Source organism: Streptomyces sp. NPDC050636 (genome assembly GCF_040654775.1).
GTDB lineage: Bacteria > Actinomycetota > Actinomycetes > Streptomycetales > Streptomycetaceae > Streptomyces.
The window spans coordinates 1-14,121 of the sequence record NZ_JBFAIP010000019.1 but is presented as its reverse complement, the minus strand read 5'-3'; the positions used below and the strand labels follow the sequence as shown (position 1 = coordinate 14,121).

The 14,121-nt window shown below is 71.4% G+C and carries 14 protein-coding genes; 7 read left to right on the top strand and 7 right to left on the bottom strand.

The window, feature by feature from the left end; all coding sequences use genetic code 11:
- The first annotated feature begins 34 nt into the window (after positions 1 to 34).
- Together efeU and AB0I10_RS17280 are read left to right on the top strand one after the other, a co-directional pair.
- Complete coding sequence (efeU, locus tag AB0I10_RS17285) at positions 35 to 1,027, top strand: iron uptake transporter permease EfeU (RefSeq protein WP_363153303.1); 993 nt, start codon at positions 35 to 37, stop codon at positions 1,025 to 1,027.
- The gene (locus tag AB0I10_RS17280) at positions 978 to 1,898 is read left to right on the top strand and encodes a hypothetical protein (RefSeq protein ID WP_363153302.1); all 921 of its coding nucleotides are present in this window, start codon (positions 978 to 980) and stop codon (positions 1,896 to 1,898) included. Before efeU ends, AB0I10_RS17280 begins: the two co-directional genes overlap by 50 nt.
- A 139-nt stretch (positions 1,899 to 2,037) precedes the next feature.
- Here AB0I10_RS17280 and AB0I10_RS17275 read toward each other — a convergent pair whose 3' ends face one another.
- Both AB0I10_RS17275 and AB0I10_RS17270 read right to left on the bottom strand, forming a co-directional pair.
- On the bottom strand, positions 2,038 to 2,781 hold the full coding sequence (locus AB0I10_RS17275; protein WP_363153301.1) for a bifunctional DNA primase/polymerase: 744 nt from the start codon (positions 2,779 to 2,781) through the stop codon (positions 2,038 to 2,040).
- Positions 2,782 to 2,924: 143 nt separating this feature from the next.
- Positions 2,925 to 3,533, bottom strand: a complete 609-nt coding sequence (locus AB0I10_RS17270; protein ID WP_363153300.1) for a TetR/AcrR family transcriptional regulator — start codon at positions 3,531 to 3,533, stop codon at positions 2,925 to 2,927.
- A 128-nt stretch (positions 3,534 to 3,661) separates the two neighbouring features.
- Between AB0I10_RS17270 and AB0I10_RS17265 the strand changes: the two genes are divergently transcribed.
- Positions 3,662 to 3,862 (top strand): DUF6243 family protein, encoded by a 201-nt coding sequence (locus AB0I10_RS17265; RefSeq protein WP_363153299.1) that lies wholly within the window; start codon positions 3,662 to 3,664, stop codon positions 3,860 to 3,862.
- 22 nt (positions 3,863 to 3,884) lie between these two features.
- Here the strand turns inward: AB0I10_RS17265 and AB0I10_RS17260 are convergent, their stop codons facing one another.
- From AB0I10_RS17260 to AB0I10_RS17245, 4 genes are all read right to left on the bottom strand, one after another.
- Entirely contained in the window at positions 3,885 to 4,865 is a 981-nt protein-coding gene (locus AB0I10_RS17260) for a small ribosomal subunit Rsm22 family protein (RefSeq protein ID WP_363153298.1), read from the bottom strand.
- A gap of 40 nt (positions 4,866 to 4,905) precedes the next feature.
- Positions 4,906 to 5,979, bottom strand: a complete 1,074-nt coding sequence (locus AB0I10_RS17255; RefSeq protein WP_363153297.1) for a serine hydrolase domain-containing protein — start codon at positions 5,977 to 5,979, stop codon at positions 4,906 to 4,908.
- A 56-nt stretch (positions 5,980 to 6,035) separates the two neighbouring features.
- Complete coding sequence (locus AB0I10_RS17250; protein ID WP_363153296.1) at positions 6,036 to 7,382, bottom strand: multidrug effflux MFS transporter; 1,347 nt, start codon at positions 7,380 to 7,382, stop codon at positions 6,036 to 6,038.
- A gap of 123 nt (positions 7,383 to 7,505) precedes the next feature.
- On the bottom strand, positions 7,506 to 9,155 hold the full coding sequence (locus tag AB0I10_RS17245; RefSeq protein WP_363153295.1) for an alkaline phosphatase D family protein: 1,650 nt from the start codon (positions 9,153 to 9,155) through the stop codon (positions 7,506 to 7,508).
- 209 nt (positions 9,156 to 9,364) lie between these two features.
- Between AB0I10_RS17245 and AB0I10_RS17240 the strand changes: the two genes are divergently transcribed.
- The 4 genes from AB0I10_RS17240 to AB0I10_RS17225 all read left to right on the top strand — a co-directional run bounded on the left by AB0I10_RS17240 (position 9,365) and on the right by AB0I10_RS17225 (position 13,565).
- Positions 9,365 to 10,306 carry a DUF4429 domain-containing protein gene (locus AB0I10_RS17240; protein ID WP_363153294.1) on the top strand — a complete coding sequence of 314 codons (942 nt, stop codon included), beginning with the start codon at positions 9,365 to 9,367 and terminating at the stop codon, positions 10,304 to 10,306.
- Between the two features lie 60 nt (positions 10,307 to 10,366).
- On the top strand, positions 10,367 to 11,191 hold the full coding sequence (locus AB0I10_RS17235) for an SDR family oxidoreductase (protein WP_363153293.1): 825 nt from the start codon (positions 10,367 to 10,369) through the stop codon (positions 11,189 to 11,191).
- Between the two features lie 52 nt (positions 11,192 to 11,243).
- Entirely contained in the window at positions 11,244 to 12,146 is a 903-nt protein-coding gene (locus tag AB0I10_RS17230) for a PhzF family phenazine biosynthesis isomerase (protein WP_363153292.1), read from the top strand.
- A gap of 444 nt (positions 12,147 to 12,590) precedes the next feature.
- The gene (locus AB0I10_RS17225) at positions 12,591 to 13,565 is read left to right on the top strand and encodes a peptidase (protein ID WP_363153291.1); all 975 of its coding nucleotides are present in this window, start codon (positions 12,591 to 12,593) and stop codon (positions 13,563 to 13,565) included.
- Positions 13,566 to 13,653: 88 nt separating this feature from the next.
- On the opposite strand, the gene AB0I10_RS17220 is transcribed toward AB0I10_RS17225, so the two are convergent.
- Complete coding sequence (locus AB0I10_RS17220) at positions 13,654 to 13,953, bottom strand: DUF6506 family protein (RefSeq protein ID WP_363153290.1); 300 nt, start codon at positions 13,951 to 13,953, stop codon at positions 13,654 to 13,656.
- Positions 13,954 to 14,121 lie beyond the last annotated feature (168 nt).

The window sequence follows — 14,121 nt, the reverse complement described above, 5'->3', positions numbered from 1 at the left end:
TGAGGGAATTCATGAAGGAAGGGGAGGAACCGACGTGTTCGGCAACTACCTGATCGGGCTGCGCGAGGGCCTGGAAGCCAGCCTCGTGGTGTGCATCCTCATCGCCTATCTGGTCAAGACCGGCCGGCGGGAGGCGCTGCGGCCGGTCTGGAGCGGTGTCGCGCTCGCCGTGGTGCTGTCGTTCGGTTTCGGTGCGGCGCTCCAGTTCGGTTCGCAGACGCTGACGTTCACCGCGCAGGAGGCGCTCGGCGGCTCGCTGTCGATCATCGCGGTGTGCCTGGTGACGTGGATGGTCTTCTGGATGCGGCGTACCGCGCGGCATCTGAAGAAGGAACTGCACGGCAAGCTGGACGCGGCGCTGGCGATGGGCACCACGGCGCTGGTGGTGACCGCGTTCCTGTCGGTGGGGCGCGAGGGCCTGGAGACCGCGCTGTTCGTGTGGACCGCCGCGCAGTCCGCGAACGACGGCGTGCGGCCGCTGGTCGGGGCGCTGCTGGGCCTGTTGACGTCGGTCCTGCTGGGCTGGCTGTTCTACCGCGGCGCGGTGCGGATCAACCTGGCGAAGTTCTTCACCTGGACCGGCGGCATGCTGGTGGTGGTCGCGGCGGGCGTGCTGGCGTACGGCGTCCACGACCTCCAGGAGGCGGATTTCGTGCCGGGGCTGGGCAGCAAGGCCTTCGACGTCAGCGAGCAGATCCCGGCCGACAGCTGGTACGGGACGCTGCTGAAGGGCATCTTCAACTTCCAGCCGGATCCGACCGTCCTTCAGGTCACGGTGTGGGCTCTGTATCTGATCCCCACGCTCGTGATCTTCCTCGCCCCCGGTAGGGTTGCGCCGAATCGTGCCACCCCGGCGGCCACCCAGTCCGCCCCGGTCGCCCCGAAGGAGCCCGAGCCCCATGACACGCAGGTCGCCGTTCCGGGTGCCCGCAACACTGACGTCGACAGCGGCGGCGCTGACGATATTGAGCGGGTGCATGACGGTGCACGGCGAGAAGGAGATGCTGCCGGCGGTGTCGAAGGCTGACGGCACCAAGGCGCTCCAGAACTTCGCCAGCCGCTACAGCGAGGCCAACCGCAAGCTCGACCCGAAGATGAACGCCTCCTACGAGGCGGGCACGCTGCACGCCATCGACCAGGCGGGGCTGAAGGCGGCGCGCGCGCTCCGGCCGCAGGGGAACCCGAACTTCCCGCCGCTGACGTTCAAGGACGAGCACTTCGCGGTGCCCAAGCAGGCAGGCTGGCCGAAGTACTTCATCGCGGACGCCGCCACCAACCGCAAGGACGCCAACGGCAACGTGATGCGGTGGTTCCTGGTGTTCAGCCGCGACAGCATCGACGCCAAGTGGCGTGCGGTGTATTTCGCGACGTTCGCCAACAACAAGGCGCCGGAGCTGAAGACGGACGCGGACGGCTACGCCGAGGCGGTGCCCGCCGACGGCAAGTCCGGTCTGACGGTGAACCCGGGCAAGCTGAGCAAGACGTACGCGGACTACCTCAACACCGGCAAGGGCGACGACTTCGCCTCCGGCAAGCACACCGACGGCTTGCGGGCGATCCGCGCCGCGCAGGCCACCGCGGCCACCCAGGACGGTGCCCGCGTCCTGTGGGAGGACCAGCCCGCGAACTACCCGCCGGTCGCGCTGCGCACGAAGGACGGTGGTGCGCTGGTGTTCTTCTCGACCATCTACCACCAGCAGAAGACGGTGCACGCGGGGGCGAAGTTCAGTGTCGAGGCGGGTCTGCGGGGCATCGTGGAGGGGCCGGTGAAGAAGAGCAACCGGATGATCTTCACCACGGTCTCGGGGCAGACGGTCAAGGTCCCGGCCAAGGACGCCGGCGGCAAGATCGAGATCCTGAACCGGATCGAGCGGAAGACGTCCGCGAAGGCGGTGTAGCAGCCGTACGGGGAACGAGCCAGGGCCGCCGGAATCGAATCCGGCGGCCCTGGTCGCGCAACCACCAATTGAGCAACCCCCACGGCGAGTAACCACCTCCGCGAGAGCGGGCGCCGGCTTAGGCGCAAAAAGGGGGCGCTCAGCGCCCGATCGGCCAGGCCGCCGTCTCATGGCCGGGCTCGCGGTCGATGAACTCCGCGCAGGCGTCGGTGAGCGTCTCCAGCAGCGTCAGTGGGTCGGGCAGCGGGAGTTCGGGGCCGCGCAGCCAGGTCACCGCGGGCTGTTCGCCGGGGAGCAGCGAGGGCGGCAGGAGGACGTAGCTGCCGCGGCAGTGCCAGCGCAGCCCGGGGTGGTCGTCCAGGGTCTCGGGGTGGCAGTCCAGTTCGCAGGGCCACCACTCGTCCTCGTCGTCCGGGGTGCCGCGGGTGGCGGTGAAGAACAGCATCCGGCCGTCGCCGAAGCCGGCGCCGCTGAGGGTGATCGGCCCGACCTCGACGCCCGCGGCGTCCAGCCGTCCCAGGGCGCTGCGGCCCGCTTCGACGGGTACGTCCAGTACGTCGTGGGCGATGCCGGTGGCGGTGATGAAGTTGGCCTGCGGGAGGGTGCGGACCCAGTGGGCGACCTTGTCGCGGTCGGTGGTGGCGACGGTCTGCCAGCCGAAGGAGATCGGATGCCGGCCGGGGGTGGGACAGCCGATGCGCTCACAGGAACAGCCGTAGCCGGATGGGTGCGCTGCCGGGGCGACGGGGAAACCCGCGTCGGACGCCGCCAGCAGCAGGTCCTCACGGCCGCGCGCGACCGCTGATCCCGTGTCCGTATCGCCGCCGTCCGAACCGCTCTTCGGCCGGCGCAGCCACTGGGAGAACCTGCTCTTGCGTTCCATCTATCCCCTCACTTCGAGCGGTGGTCTGGGATCAATGCTGCCACCTTCGCGCCCCTCGGGTGACCGGTGTGGAGATCCGGGGTGAACGAAGGACGGTCGAATGGGGGCAAATCAAGCCATCGACGACAGGCCGCCGGACGCCCTCAGGCGGACTCGGGACCGGGTCGCAGGGCGCGCAGTACCAGGTCGACGAGGGTGTCGACGAACTCGTAGGTCAGTTCGCCGGTGCGCATCAGCCAGCGTTGTGAGAAGGGACTCAGGAGCATCTCGGCGGCCACCCGCACATCGGCGTCGGTGGCCACCTCGCCCGATTCCTGGGCGGCGCGCAACCGGTCGGTGTAGACGCGGATGCCGGGTTCGAGCAGCCGGGCGACGAAAGTACGGGACACCTCCTCGTCGTTCGCGCCGGCCACTGCGAGGGCGCGATAGGGGGCCTGCCACGCCGGGTCGTTGAACTCGTCGGCGGTCGCGCGCAGCACGAACTTCAGATCGGCGGCCAGGTCACCGGTGTCCGGGAGGCCCTGTGCGTAGTCCTCCTCCGCGGTGGCGGTGAACGCGTCCAGCAGGACCGCGGCCTTCGAGGGCCACCAGCGGTAGATCGTCTGCTTGCCCACGCCGGCGCGGGAGGCGATGCCTTCGATCGTGAGCTTGGCGTAGCCGACCTCGCCGACGAGGGCGAGGGCGGCGTCGAGGATCGCCTGGCGGGAGCGTTCGCTGCGGCGGGAGGAGTCGGGGGCTGTCTTGTTGGCCATGGGACGAGTCTACCGAGGGGAAGGCGAGACGTATCGTCTTGACAAGACGAAGCGTCTCGCCTCAAGCTGGATCCATCAGCGAGACGATCCGTCTCGCTGATGGATCCAGCGACGAAGGGACCACACCCATGAGCAAGGGAAATGCCGGCGGAATGCTCGGCGTCGGAGGCACCCGCAGCAAGCTCTCCCGCGGGGCGCTGCGCGGCGGCGGAGGTGGCGGCCGGAACGGTGGCGGCCGCCCCGATCCGCAGGCGCAGCGCCGTGAACTGCTGCGCAAGCTGGAAGAGCGGTCTCGCGGCGGATCGCGCCCCCGCGAGGGGAAGGGTTAGGGCCCGTCCGGCGGAGCAGGCCCTAACGGGGCCAGTCGTCGCCCCACGACGCGTCGCGGGCCGCGCGGTACCGGTCGCCGTGCCGCTTGGTGACCGTGGCGCGCTGGAGGCCCTCATCGGCCGTGCAGAGGTCCAACAGGACCTGGCCCTTTCGGAGTTGGGGCTTTCGGACGATGCGGGCCGTCGTCACCTCCGCCTTCGTCGGTGCCTCGAAGGCGGTGGCCGCGACATAGCTGAACTTCTCGTCCTCGTAGGGGAGGGAACCGCCCTTGACCTGGCGGTGCAGCGAGGAGCGGCTGACCCGGGCCGCGAAGTGGCACCAATCCTCCCCCGGGACGATGGGGCAGATGTCGCTGTGCGGGCAGGGCGCGACGACCCGCAGTCCGGCGGCGATCAGCTGGTCGCGGGCCTCGCGGATACGGAGGTAGCCGTCGGGGGTGCCCGGCTCGATCAGTACGACGGCCTGGGCGGCGGCCGCCGCGGCGACCACGGCGCGGCGGGCGTCCGGCCGCAGCTCTCCCAGGACGTAGGAGACGGTCACCAGGTCCGTGCCGGGCGGGACGGTCAGTCCTTCGCCGATGACCTGCCGCTGCCAGTCGGTGTCCGAAAGCGCTGTGGACGCCGGCGCCCCGGCCGCCAGCTCGCGGCCCAGGTCGAGCGCGGGCTGCGCCCAGTCCAGGACGGTGCTGTGGTGGCCCTGCCAGGTGTCCGCCGCGGCCCAGGTGGCGGCGCCGGTGCCGCCGCCGATGTCGACATGCGTGGCCGGGGACCAGTCCGGCACCCGTGCGGCGAAGGCGGTCAGTGCGGCCCGTACCGCTTCGAAGGTCGCAGGCATCCGGTACGCGGCGTACGCGGCGACGTCCGAGCGGTCCCGGAGGACCGGCGCGTCGGTGGGCGTACGGCCCCGGTAGTTGGCGATCAGCCGCTCGACGGCCTGCGCGGCCTGCTTGGGCGGCAGACCGTCGAGCAGGCCGGCCAGTGCGGCGCGCAGTTCGTCGTGCATTGAATGAATTCTACGGCGACCGTACGGGTGCGCTGCCGGGTCAGCCGGAGCGGGCGACCGCGCGGGCCAGGCGGGTCGCGGCCACCGCGCGGGGGCCGCTGCCGCCGTTCCGGCGGACCGGGTGGACGGTGGTGGCGAGCAGGACCAGGAAGGTGTCCGTGGCGCGGTCCAGGACCAGACTGGTACCCGTGAAGCCGCTGTGGCCGGCCGCGCCGCGGCCCGCCAACTCGCCCATGAAGTACCGCTGGTCGACGGCGAAGCCCAGGCCGGGCGGGTCGAGCAGGGCGGCGACGGCGTCCGGCCCGAGGATCCGGGCGGTGCCGTACGCGCCGCCGTTGAGCAACGTCCGGCACAGCACGGCCAGGTCCTGGGCGGTGGAGAACAGACCGGCGTGCCCGGCGACGCCGCCCAGCGCCCAGGCGTTCTCGTCGTGCACCTCACCGCGCACCATGCCCCGGTCCGCCTTGGCCCAGGGCCGCCGCTGGTCCTCGGTCGCCGCCACACCCAGCGGCGCCAGCGGCCCGTAGGAGGTGCTGGACATGCCCAGCGGACCCGTGATGCCGTCCCGTACGAGGGCGTCCAGGCGGCGCCCGGTGAGCCTCTCCAGCACCAGCTGGAGCGCGATGAGGTTGAGGTCGGAGTAGCGGTACGCGCCGGGCGGGCCCGACGGGGCGGCCGCCTCCTCCCAGAGCAGCGCCAGTTGGCCGGCGCGCCCCCGGCGGTCGTGGAAGGGCAGCTCGGGGAGGAGTCCCGAGGTGTGGGTGAGCAGCTGGCGGACGGTGATGCCGGGCGCGAAACGGGGCAGATGGGCGCGGACCTCGTCGTCGAGGGCCAGCCGGCGCCGCTCGGCCTGCTGGACCGCGGCGATGGCGGTGAAGAGCTTGCTGACCGAGGCGAGATCGAAGACGGTGCCGACCCGCATCGGCTCCCAGCTCTCCCGGGGCAGCTCGACGCCGCGGTCCCGCTCGGGGTCGTAGCAGCGGTAGCGCAGCGCCCAGCCGGCGGCGGCCTCGGCGGCGACGACCGGGCCGCGGCCGGCCAGGACGACAGCGCCCCCGCACCAGGCCGGCCGGCCCTCGGGCAGTTCCCGCACACCCCGGACCAGCCGCTCCATCCACGCGGGGTCGAGTCCCGCCTGGGCCGGGGTGCCGTGTCTGAGCCGCGGTGTGTTCAGCGCCGTGTCCCCTCGCCGGACGTGCCCTCGGTGGTCTCCCCCCTACGCTGCCACGGGCGGCACATCCCCAGGAAGCTCAACAGCGCCAAAACGCCGCACGAGAGCTGTACGACGGCCATCGGCACGGCGGTCCGTTCGCCCGCGATGCCCACCAGCGGGGAGGCCACCGAGCCGAGGAGGAACGTCGAGGTGCCCAGCAGGGCGGAGGCGGAGCCGGCCGCGTGCGGGGTGCGCATCAGCGCCAGGGCGTTGGCGCTCGGCAGGACCAGGCCCATGGGGGCCATCAGGACGAACAGGCCGGCGGCCATCGGCACCAGGCCGACCGTGCCGAACACCCCGGACGCCATCAGCAGCAGGCCGGTCGCGGCGACCGTGATCAGCGCCAGGCCGATGCCCAGCACGGTGTCCATCCTGACCCGGCCGACCAGCACCTTGCCGTTGAGCTGGCCGACCAGCACCAGACCGACGGAGTTGACGCCGAACAGCAGGCTGAAGGTCTGCGGGGAGGCGCCGTAGATCTCCTGGATGACGAACGGCGAGGCGGAGATATAGGCGAAGAGCGCGGCGAACGCGAAGGAGCCGGCCACGAGATAGCCGGCGAAGGCCCGGTCGGCGAGCAGATCGCGCATGGTGCGCAGGGTCTGCCCGAGGCCGCCGGACTGCCGGCGTTCGGGCGGCAGCGTCTCGTGCAGCTTGCGCCAGACCAGGAGGGTGAGCAGCACCCCGACGACGGTCAGTACGACGAAGACACCGCGCCAGTCGGTGAGCCGCAGGATCTGGCCGCCGATCAGCGGGGCGACGACCGGCGCCACCCCGGAGATCAGCATCAGCGTGGAGAAGAACCGGGCCATCGCCACGCCGTCGTACAGGTCGCGGACCACCGCCCGCGCGATGACGATGCCGGCCGCACCCGCCAGACCCTGCAACAGGCGGAAGGCGATGAGGAGTTCGGCGCTGGTGGCGACCGCGCACAGGGCGGTGGCCAGGATGTAGACGACCATGCCGGCGAGCAGCGGGCGGCGGCGGCCCCACTTGTCGCTCATCGGGCCGACGATCATCTGGCCCACGGCCATGCCCGCGAGGCAGGTGGTCAGGGTCAGCTGCACGGTGGCGGCCGGGCTGTGCAGAACTGCGGTGACCTGCGGCAGGGCCGGGAGGTACATGTCCATGGAGAGCGGCGGGACCGCCGTGAGGCCGCCGAGGACGAGGGTGACGAGCAGGCTGGTGCGGCGGGGCGCAGCCGGTACTGCCGATACAGCCGGTGCATCGGCCGCTGCCGCGCCCCGCCCGGATATCGCGGGCGAGTCCTTGCCCTCGGCCGTGCTGGGGCCGGGTTCCGTCATGAGTGTCTCCATGGTCATTGATGGCTGCACCATGGTGACACGCACCGGACGGGCTCCGGCCCGCTTCGGCCTGGTTCGTTGGACCTACGACCACACGTGGGCCGAGGGCCGGACGGCCTTGGCTCAGGCGGACTTCAGGCCCGGGTCGCCCGCCTCCGAAACGAAGGACGCGGCGGTGCCGACCGGCGCCCCGGGGGTGGTGACGGCGGACACGGTCCGGTAGTCGGCGCGGGCGGTGTCCCCGTCCAGCGTGACCCGCACATAGCCGCGCCGGCCGTTGTAGAACTTCAGATGCGGGTTGGCGGCCATGTACGTGTCCCAGTTCGGGGGCTTGTCCACGCCGTCCTTCCCGCTGGCGATCGAGGTGGTGACGAACTCGACGCCCGCGGTACGCGATCCGGGGTCGCCGAAGTCCCGCTTGATATCGAAGGCGTAGTGGACGTGCACATCGCCGGTGAGCACGACGAGGTTGTCCGCCCCGGCCGATTCGGCGCCCGCCAGCAGCCGCTCGCGGGAGGCCGGGTAGCCGTCCCAGCCGTCCATGCTGACTTTGTAGTCGGCGCCGGTGGCGTTGCGCCGCTCGGAGAACGTGACCTGCTGCGGCAGCACGTTCCAGCGCGCGGAGGACTCCCGCCAGCCGTCGAGCAGCCAGCGCTCCTGCGCCGCGCCGGTCAGGGTGCGCCCGGGGTCCTGCGATTCGGGGCCCGGCGTCTGCCAGCCGTCGCCGTACGCCTGGTCCGAGCGGTACTGGCGGGTGTCGAGGATGTCGAACTGGGCGAGCTGCCCGTAGTGGACGCGGCGGTAGAGCTGGGCGTCGGGGCCGTTGGGCCGCTGCGGGCTGCGCAGCGGCTGGTTCTCCCAGTAGGCGCGGTACGCGGCGGCCCGGCGGATCAGGAACTCGGCGGGCGGGAGGTTGCCCTCGCTGATGTCGGAGGCGTAGTTGTTCTCCACCTCGTGGTCGTCCCAGGTGACGATGAAGGGGTGCGCTGCGTGGGCGGCCTGGAGGTCCGGGTCGGACTTGTAGAGGGCGTAGCGCAGCCGGTAGTCCTCCAGGGTGACCGTCTCGCGGTTGAAGAGGTCCGGCAGGGTGCGGTCGGTGTAGTTGCGGGCGCCGCCCACCGCTGTCACCGGGTACTCGTACAGATAGTCACCGAGGTGGAAGACCACGTCGAGGTCCTCCTGCGCGAGGTGGTGGTAGGCCGTGTAGTAGCCGTCGTGGTACGCCTGGCAGGAGACGGCGGCGAGCTTCAGCTCGGAGAGCTGGGTGCTGCGGGCGGGTGCGGTGCGGGTGCGGCCGACGGGGCTGATCCAGTCGCCGGCACGGAAGCGGTAGTAGTAGACGCGGTCCGGGGCGAGCCCGGTGGGCTCTATGTGCACGGAGTGGTTGAACTCTGGGTGCGCGTCGGCGCGTCCTTGGCCCGCGAGCCGCCGGAACCGCTCGTCGTAGGCCACCTCCCAGCGGACCGGGACTCTGGCGTCCGGCATGCCGTTGCCCGGCTCGTAGGGGCGCGGGGCGAGCCGGGTCCACAGCACGACGGAGCCGGGCAGCGGGTCGCCGGAGGCGACGCCGAGCGTGAAGGGGTTCTCGGTGATCTTCCGCGCGTCGGCCTCCGCTGCGTACGCCCCCGCACCCGGCAGATTGGTGGCGAAGGCGAGCGCGGCGGCGGCACCGGTGACGGTGAGAAAGCGGCGGCGGCCGATGTGCGCGGCGGCGGCCCGGATCTCCTGCTCGTGCGCTGCGGTCGCCCGCTCGTGGGCTGCGTGGTGAGTCATCTGCCCCTCCCCTGACGGTGGTTGTCACCAGTGATTGGAGGGGCGGGGGACGGCGTGACGCTGTCCCGTGTACGACGCATGCATGACAGGTGGATGATGACTGGGCCCGCAACGGACGCCCACGGACAATCGCGGCACCGGTCCGCTGCATGTGGCCCCGGCCCGCGCATCCCACCGCGCCGCCGCACCCGCTCCGTAGGATTCGGGGCATGGCTGAACTGATGGTGCGGGACGGCACTTGGAGCTTCGACGGCAGTGCCGTACGGATCGTGCCGGGGCGCGAGCGCGGAGTGCACAAGCTGCGGCAGGACCTCGGCGAGTGCACGGTGCCGCTGACGGCGGTGGCGGGTATCGCGTACGAACCGGCCCGCAAGGGCGGCCGGTTGCGGCTCCGGCTGCGGGACGGCGCGGACCCGCTGCTGCAGGTCACCGGCGGCGGCCTGCCGGACGGTGCCAGCCCGTACCAAGTGACCGTGGACCCCGGGCGGACCGGCGTCGCCGAGTACTTCGCGGACGAGGTGCGGCAGGCCCTGACCATCGAGCAGATCCCGGACGGTCCCACCGACCGCTACCTGCTGCCGGGCCCCGCCGTACCGCTGTCGGCGGCCGGGGTGGACGGTCTCGCCACCTTCGACGGCGAGCGGGTGCAGATCGAGTGGCGCTGGAACACCGGCGAGACCAAGCGGCACGCGGGCCCCAGGGACCTCGCGCTCACCGACCTGGAGGCGGTGGAGTGGCGGGCCGCGGTCGGCCTGGAATCCGGCTATCTGCGCTTCCGGCCGCGCGGGGCGCATGCCCAGCTCAAGCCGGAACACGACCCCAACTCCATCGAACTGTGGGGCTTCAAGAAGGAGAGCGGCACGACGGCGCTGCTGGCGGCGGCGGTGACCGCGCGGTTGCCGCATCCGGGGGCAGGGCAGGGGGCCGGGCGGGGCGCGTCCGCCGTTCCGTCGGCCGGGGCGGCGAAGCCGGCCAAGCCCGCTCTGGATTCCGCCCCCGGCCCCGCTCCCGTCTCCCCCTCCGGCGACGACCATGACGTGCTGCTGCGCAGGCTGCGCGAACTGGGGGAGCTGCGCCGGGAGGGCATTCTCACGGAGGACGAGTTCGCCGCGACGAAGGCGGCGGTGCTCCAGCGCTTCCACGGCGGCTGACCGGGGCGGCTGACCGGGGGCGTCCCCGTAACCGCCCCGTGCTCCCCTTACTCTGCCGCCATGGCACAGAACACTCAGCCCAGGAAGGTCGCCGTGGTCACCGGCGCCGGCTCCGGCATCGGGCGGGCGGTCGCGCATGCCCTGATCGCCGCCGACTGGAACGTGGTCCTGGCCGGCCGACGCGCAGAGGCCCTGGAGGAGACGGCCCGGCTGTACGGCCAGGCCGACGGAACCACGGGCGCCGATGGCGCTACCGGCGCCGACGCCGGTGCGGGCATCAACGGCATCACGATCATGCCGGTACCGACCGACGTCACCCGCCCCGCGGAGGTCGACGCCCTCTTCGCCGCCGTGCATGACCGCTTCGGACAACTGGACCTGCTCTTCAACAACGCGGGCACGTTCGGCCCGCCCGCCCCTCTGGACGAGCTGTCCTACGACGACTGGCGAGCGGTCGTCGACGTCAACCTGACCGGCTCCTTCCTCTGTGCGCAGGCCGCCTTCCGCACCATGAAGGCGCAGGACCCGCAGGGCGGCCGGATCATCAACAACGGCTCCATCTCCGCCCATGTCCCCCGCCCGCACTCGATCGCGTACACCGCCACCAAGCACGCGATGACCGGCCTCACCAAGTCCCTCTCCCTGGACGGCCGTCCGTACCGGATCGCCTGCGGCCAGATCGACATCGGCAACGCGGCGACCGAGATGACCGGCCGGATGCAGACCGGCATCCTCCAGGCGAACGGCCAGACGGCGGTCGAGCCGGTGATGGACGCGGCGGATGTGGCCCGCACGGTCGTCCATATGGCAGGGCTGCCGCTGGCGGCGAATGTGCAGTTCGCGACGGTGATGGCGACCAACATGCCGTATATCGGGCGGGGATGAACCTCGCACGGACGGTGGGAATAAGACGGCAGGACAAGCGGTTTCCCCCGCCATGACACGCGACAACACCGCCCCGGGCGCCGCCGGGACTCCCGAAGTCCTCCGCTACACCGCCTTCTCGAACGACCCCAAGGGCGGCAACCCGGCCGGCGTGGTGCTGGACGCGGCGGGCCTCGACGACGCCGCGCAACTCGCCATCGCCGCCGAGCTCGGCTACTCGGAGACGGCGTTCCTGACCGCTCCGCCCGAGGGCCTGGGCGAGCCGGGCCGCGCTTTCACCGTCCGCTACTTCAGCCCGCTCGCCGAAGTGCCGTTCTGCGGGCACGCGACGGTCGCCACGGCGATCGCGCTCGCCGAGCGGACCGGCCCGGGGGACTTGGTCTTCGCCACTCAGGCGGGCACGATCCCGGTAACTGTCCGGGAGGAGGACGGCGTCCTCCAGGCCACTCTCACCAGCGTCGAACCGCACGTGACGGACATCGCCCAAGACGACCTCACCGAGGCGCTGGCCGCCCTCGACTGGCCGGCCGCCGACCTCGACCCGGCCCTGCCGCCCCGTATCGCCTACGCCGGCGCCCGCCACCTGGTGCTGGCCGCCGCCACCCGCGACCGACTGGCAAAGCTCGACTACGACTTCGAGCGGCTGGCCGCCCTGATGCACCGCCTGGACCTGACCACTCTCCAACTGGTCTGGCGGGAGAGCGAATCGGTCTACCACGTCCGCGACCCCTTCCCCGTCGGCGGCGTGGTCGAAGACCCGGCAACCGGCGCCGCAGCGGCCGCCTTCGGGGCGTACGCCCGCGAATCGGGCGTGGTCACCGAACCGGCCACGCTCACCCTCCACCAGGGCCACGACCTGGGCCGCCCGGGGCTGCTGACCGTCGAGCTGCGCGAGGGCGACCCGCGCTCGCACGTCACCGGCTCAGCAACCGTCATCCACGACACCGACGCGTAACGGCCTCCACTCCCCCGGTGAACCGGGTTCACCGAACGGGAACTTGGCAGACGGAACCCGCACAGCTCCGGAAACGGACGTACGGAACAACCGGCAAGTGGCCATCACAAGACCGCACATGCCGTATGTGCTACACATACCGCATACGCCGAACATGCCGCACATACATCAAGGGCCCGGCCCCGGGGCAACCGGAGCCGGGCCCTTGATGTCGAGGTGATGTCACACCAAGTGGTGGCAATCACCACGCTGTTGGCCGAGCAAGCAGACAGCTTCAGCAATCGCCGCCATACATCCCCTTACCGAGCGCCCCCTTCCAATGGCACCCTTCGCTCACGCACATGTCATGTGCACCGCTCGTCTGCCCGGACGGCGCCCGACGCGCCGCCCGGCCTTCACTCGGGCCGCGCCGCACCCGCGCGGCCACCGCAGAAGGAGTCACGCGTGAGCCGAACCCCTCGCGTCCCTCGTGCCCCTCGCGCCACCGTCGGCGCCCTGATAGCCATCGGAACCCTGCTCGCCTCGGTCCTCCAGACAGGCGCGGCGGGCGCCGCCGAACCGGACGCCACCGCCTCCCAGCCCCGCCTCACCTCGTTCTGGACCGCGGAACGGATGCGCTCGGCAACCCCGTTGGACCTGCTGCCGGTCCAGCCGGGCGAGCTGAGCAAGGCCGTACGCAGCGGTGTCGAGCGCCTGGTGAAGCCCAGCCTCCCCAAGCTGCCGCAGCACCCGTCCGTCCTCCCCCAGAAGGGCGGGCCGTGGACCGGGGGCGGTGCTGTCGTCAAGACCACCGGCCGGGTGTTCTTCACCTACCAGGGCCGCCAGGCCTCCTGCTCCGGTGACGCCGTGACCAGCGCGAACAAGAGCACGATCATCACCGCGGGCCACTGCGTGAAGATGGACGGCGCCTGGCACAAGGACTGGGTCTTCGTCCCCGGCTATCACGACGGCCAGGCGCCGTACGGCAAATGGGCGGCCACCAAGACGCTCTCCACTCCCCAGTGGACGGCGAGCGAGGACATCAACTACGACGTCGGCGCCGCGGTCGTCGGCCCGCTCGACGGCAAGAAGCTCACCGACGTCGTCGGCGGGCAGGGCCTGGCCTTCAACTCCGGCTACAACAAAGAGATGTACGCCTTCGGCTACCCCGCCGCCGCCCCGTACGACGGCAGCAAGCTGATCTACTGCAGCGGCACCACGATCAAGGACCCGCTGCTCTCCACGGACCACGGCCTGGCCTGCAACATGACCGGCGGTTCCAGCGGCGGCCCCTGGTTCACCTCGTTCGACGAATCCACCGGTACCGGCCTGCAGTCCTCCGTGAACAGCTTCGGGTACCAGTTCCTCCCCGACACCATGTTCGGCCCCTACTTCGGCGACGACGCCAAGGACCTCTACAACAAGGCCCAGGCATCCTGACGCGTACGGCGGGCTGACCGGCCCCAGGCCTGTCAGCCCGCCGATCCGGGGTGATGGCGCTCAGGCGAAGGCGCTCGGGAGAACGCTCTCAGGAGAAGATCGCGTGCACTTGATCGACCGCTTCAGGGCCGTAGCCGACCGTGCCCACGGGGACCGAGCCGTCGATCGCCTCGATGATCCGCCCGGCCCACACCGGCCCGAACCCCCCGCAGAGTTCGATGAGTTGCACGCCGTCGGCCACCAGGCGACGAGCGACCTCGATGGCCTCCTCGGGCTCGTTCACCCCCACGAGCACGGTTCGGCACATGCCCGTGTCCGCGACGCTGACGTCGCCGCCCGCGGCGCTGCCGGCTGCGGTGTAGATGAAGCCCCAGTGCCTGAGCGCCATGCCCGAACCTCCTGTGATCGCCTGATTCCCCAGCCAAGCAGAGGCGGCACCGTGCCGCCCGTGATCCGACCCGGCCCGCGGGTGATCCGGGCCACACGCCGCGGGCCCGGCCGTGACCCATCGGACAGGCCCTAGGTGTATTGACCTGGAGCGTTGTTCACACGGCTG

Excerpts from the sequence above, each read along its gene's own strand:
- AB0I10_RS17280 (WP_363153302.1), top strand. The coding sequence starts at position 978 with ATGACGGTGCACGGCGAGAAGGAGATGCTGCCGGCGGTGTCGAAGGCT.
- AB0I10_RS17275 (WP_363153301.1), bottom strand. The coding sequence starts at position 2,781 with ATGGAACGCAAGAGCAGGTTCTCCCAGTGGCTGCGCCGGCCGAAGAGC.
- AB0I10_RS17270 (WP_363153300.1), bottom strand. The coding sequence starts at position 3,533 with ATGGCCAACAAGACAGCCCCCGACTCCTCCCGCCGCAGCGAACGCTCC.
- AB0I10_RS17265 (WP_363153299.1), top strand. The coding sequence starts at position 3,662 with ATGAGCAAGGGAAATGCCGGCGGAATGCTCGGCGTCGGAGGCACCCGC.
- AB0I10_RS17260 (WP_363153298.1), bottom strand. The coding sequence starts at position 4,865 with ATGCACGACGAACTGCGCGCCGCACTGGCCGGCCTGCTCGACGGTCTG.
- AB0I10_RS17255 (WP_363153297.1), bottom strand. The coding sequence starts at position 5,979 with ATGGAGCGGCTGGTCCGGGGTGTGCGGGAACTGCCCGAGGGCCGGCCG.
- AB0I10_RS17250 (WP_363153296.1), bottom strand. The coding sequence starts at position 7,382 with ATGACGGAACCCGGCCCCAGCACGGCCGAGGGCAAGGACTCGCCCGCG.
- AB0I10_RS17245 (WP_363153295.1), bottom strand. The coding sequence starts at position 9,155 with ATGACTCACCACGCAGCCCACGAGCGGGCGACCGCAGCGCACGAGCAG.
- AB0I10_RS17240 (WP_363153294.1), top strand. The coding sequence starts at position 9,365 with ATGGCTGAACTGATGGTGCGGGACGGCACTTGGAGCTTCGACGGCAGT.
- AB0I10_RS17235 (WP_363153293.1), top strand. The coding sequence starts at position 10,367 with ATGGCACAGAACACTCAGCCCAGGAAGGTCGCCGTGGTCACCGGCGCC.
- AB0I10_RS17230 (WP_363153292.1), top strand. The coding sequence starts at position 11,244 with ATGACACGCGACAACACCGCCCCGGGCGCCGCCGGGACTCCCGAAGTC.
- AB0I10_RS17220 (WP_363153290.1), bottom strand. The coding sequence starts at position 13,953 with ATGGCGCTCAGGCACTGGGGCTTCATCTACACCGCAGCCGGCAGCGCC.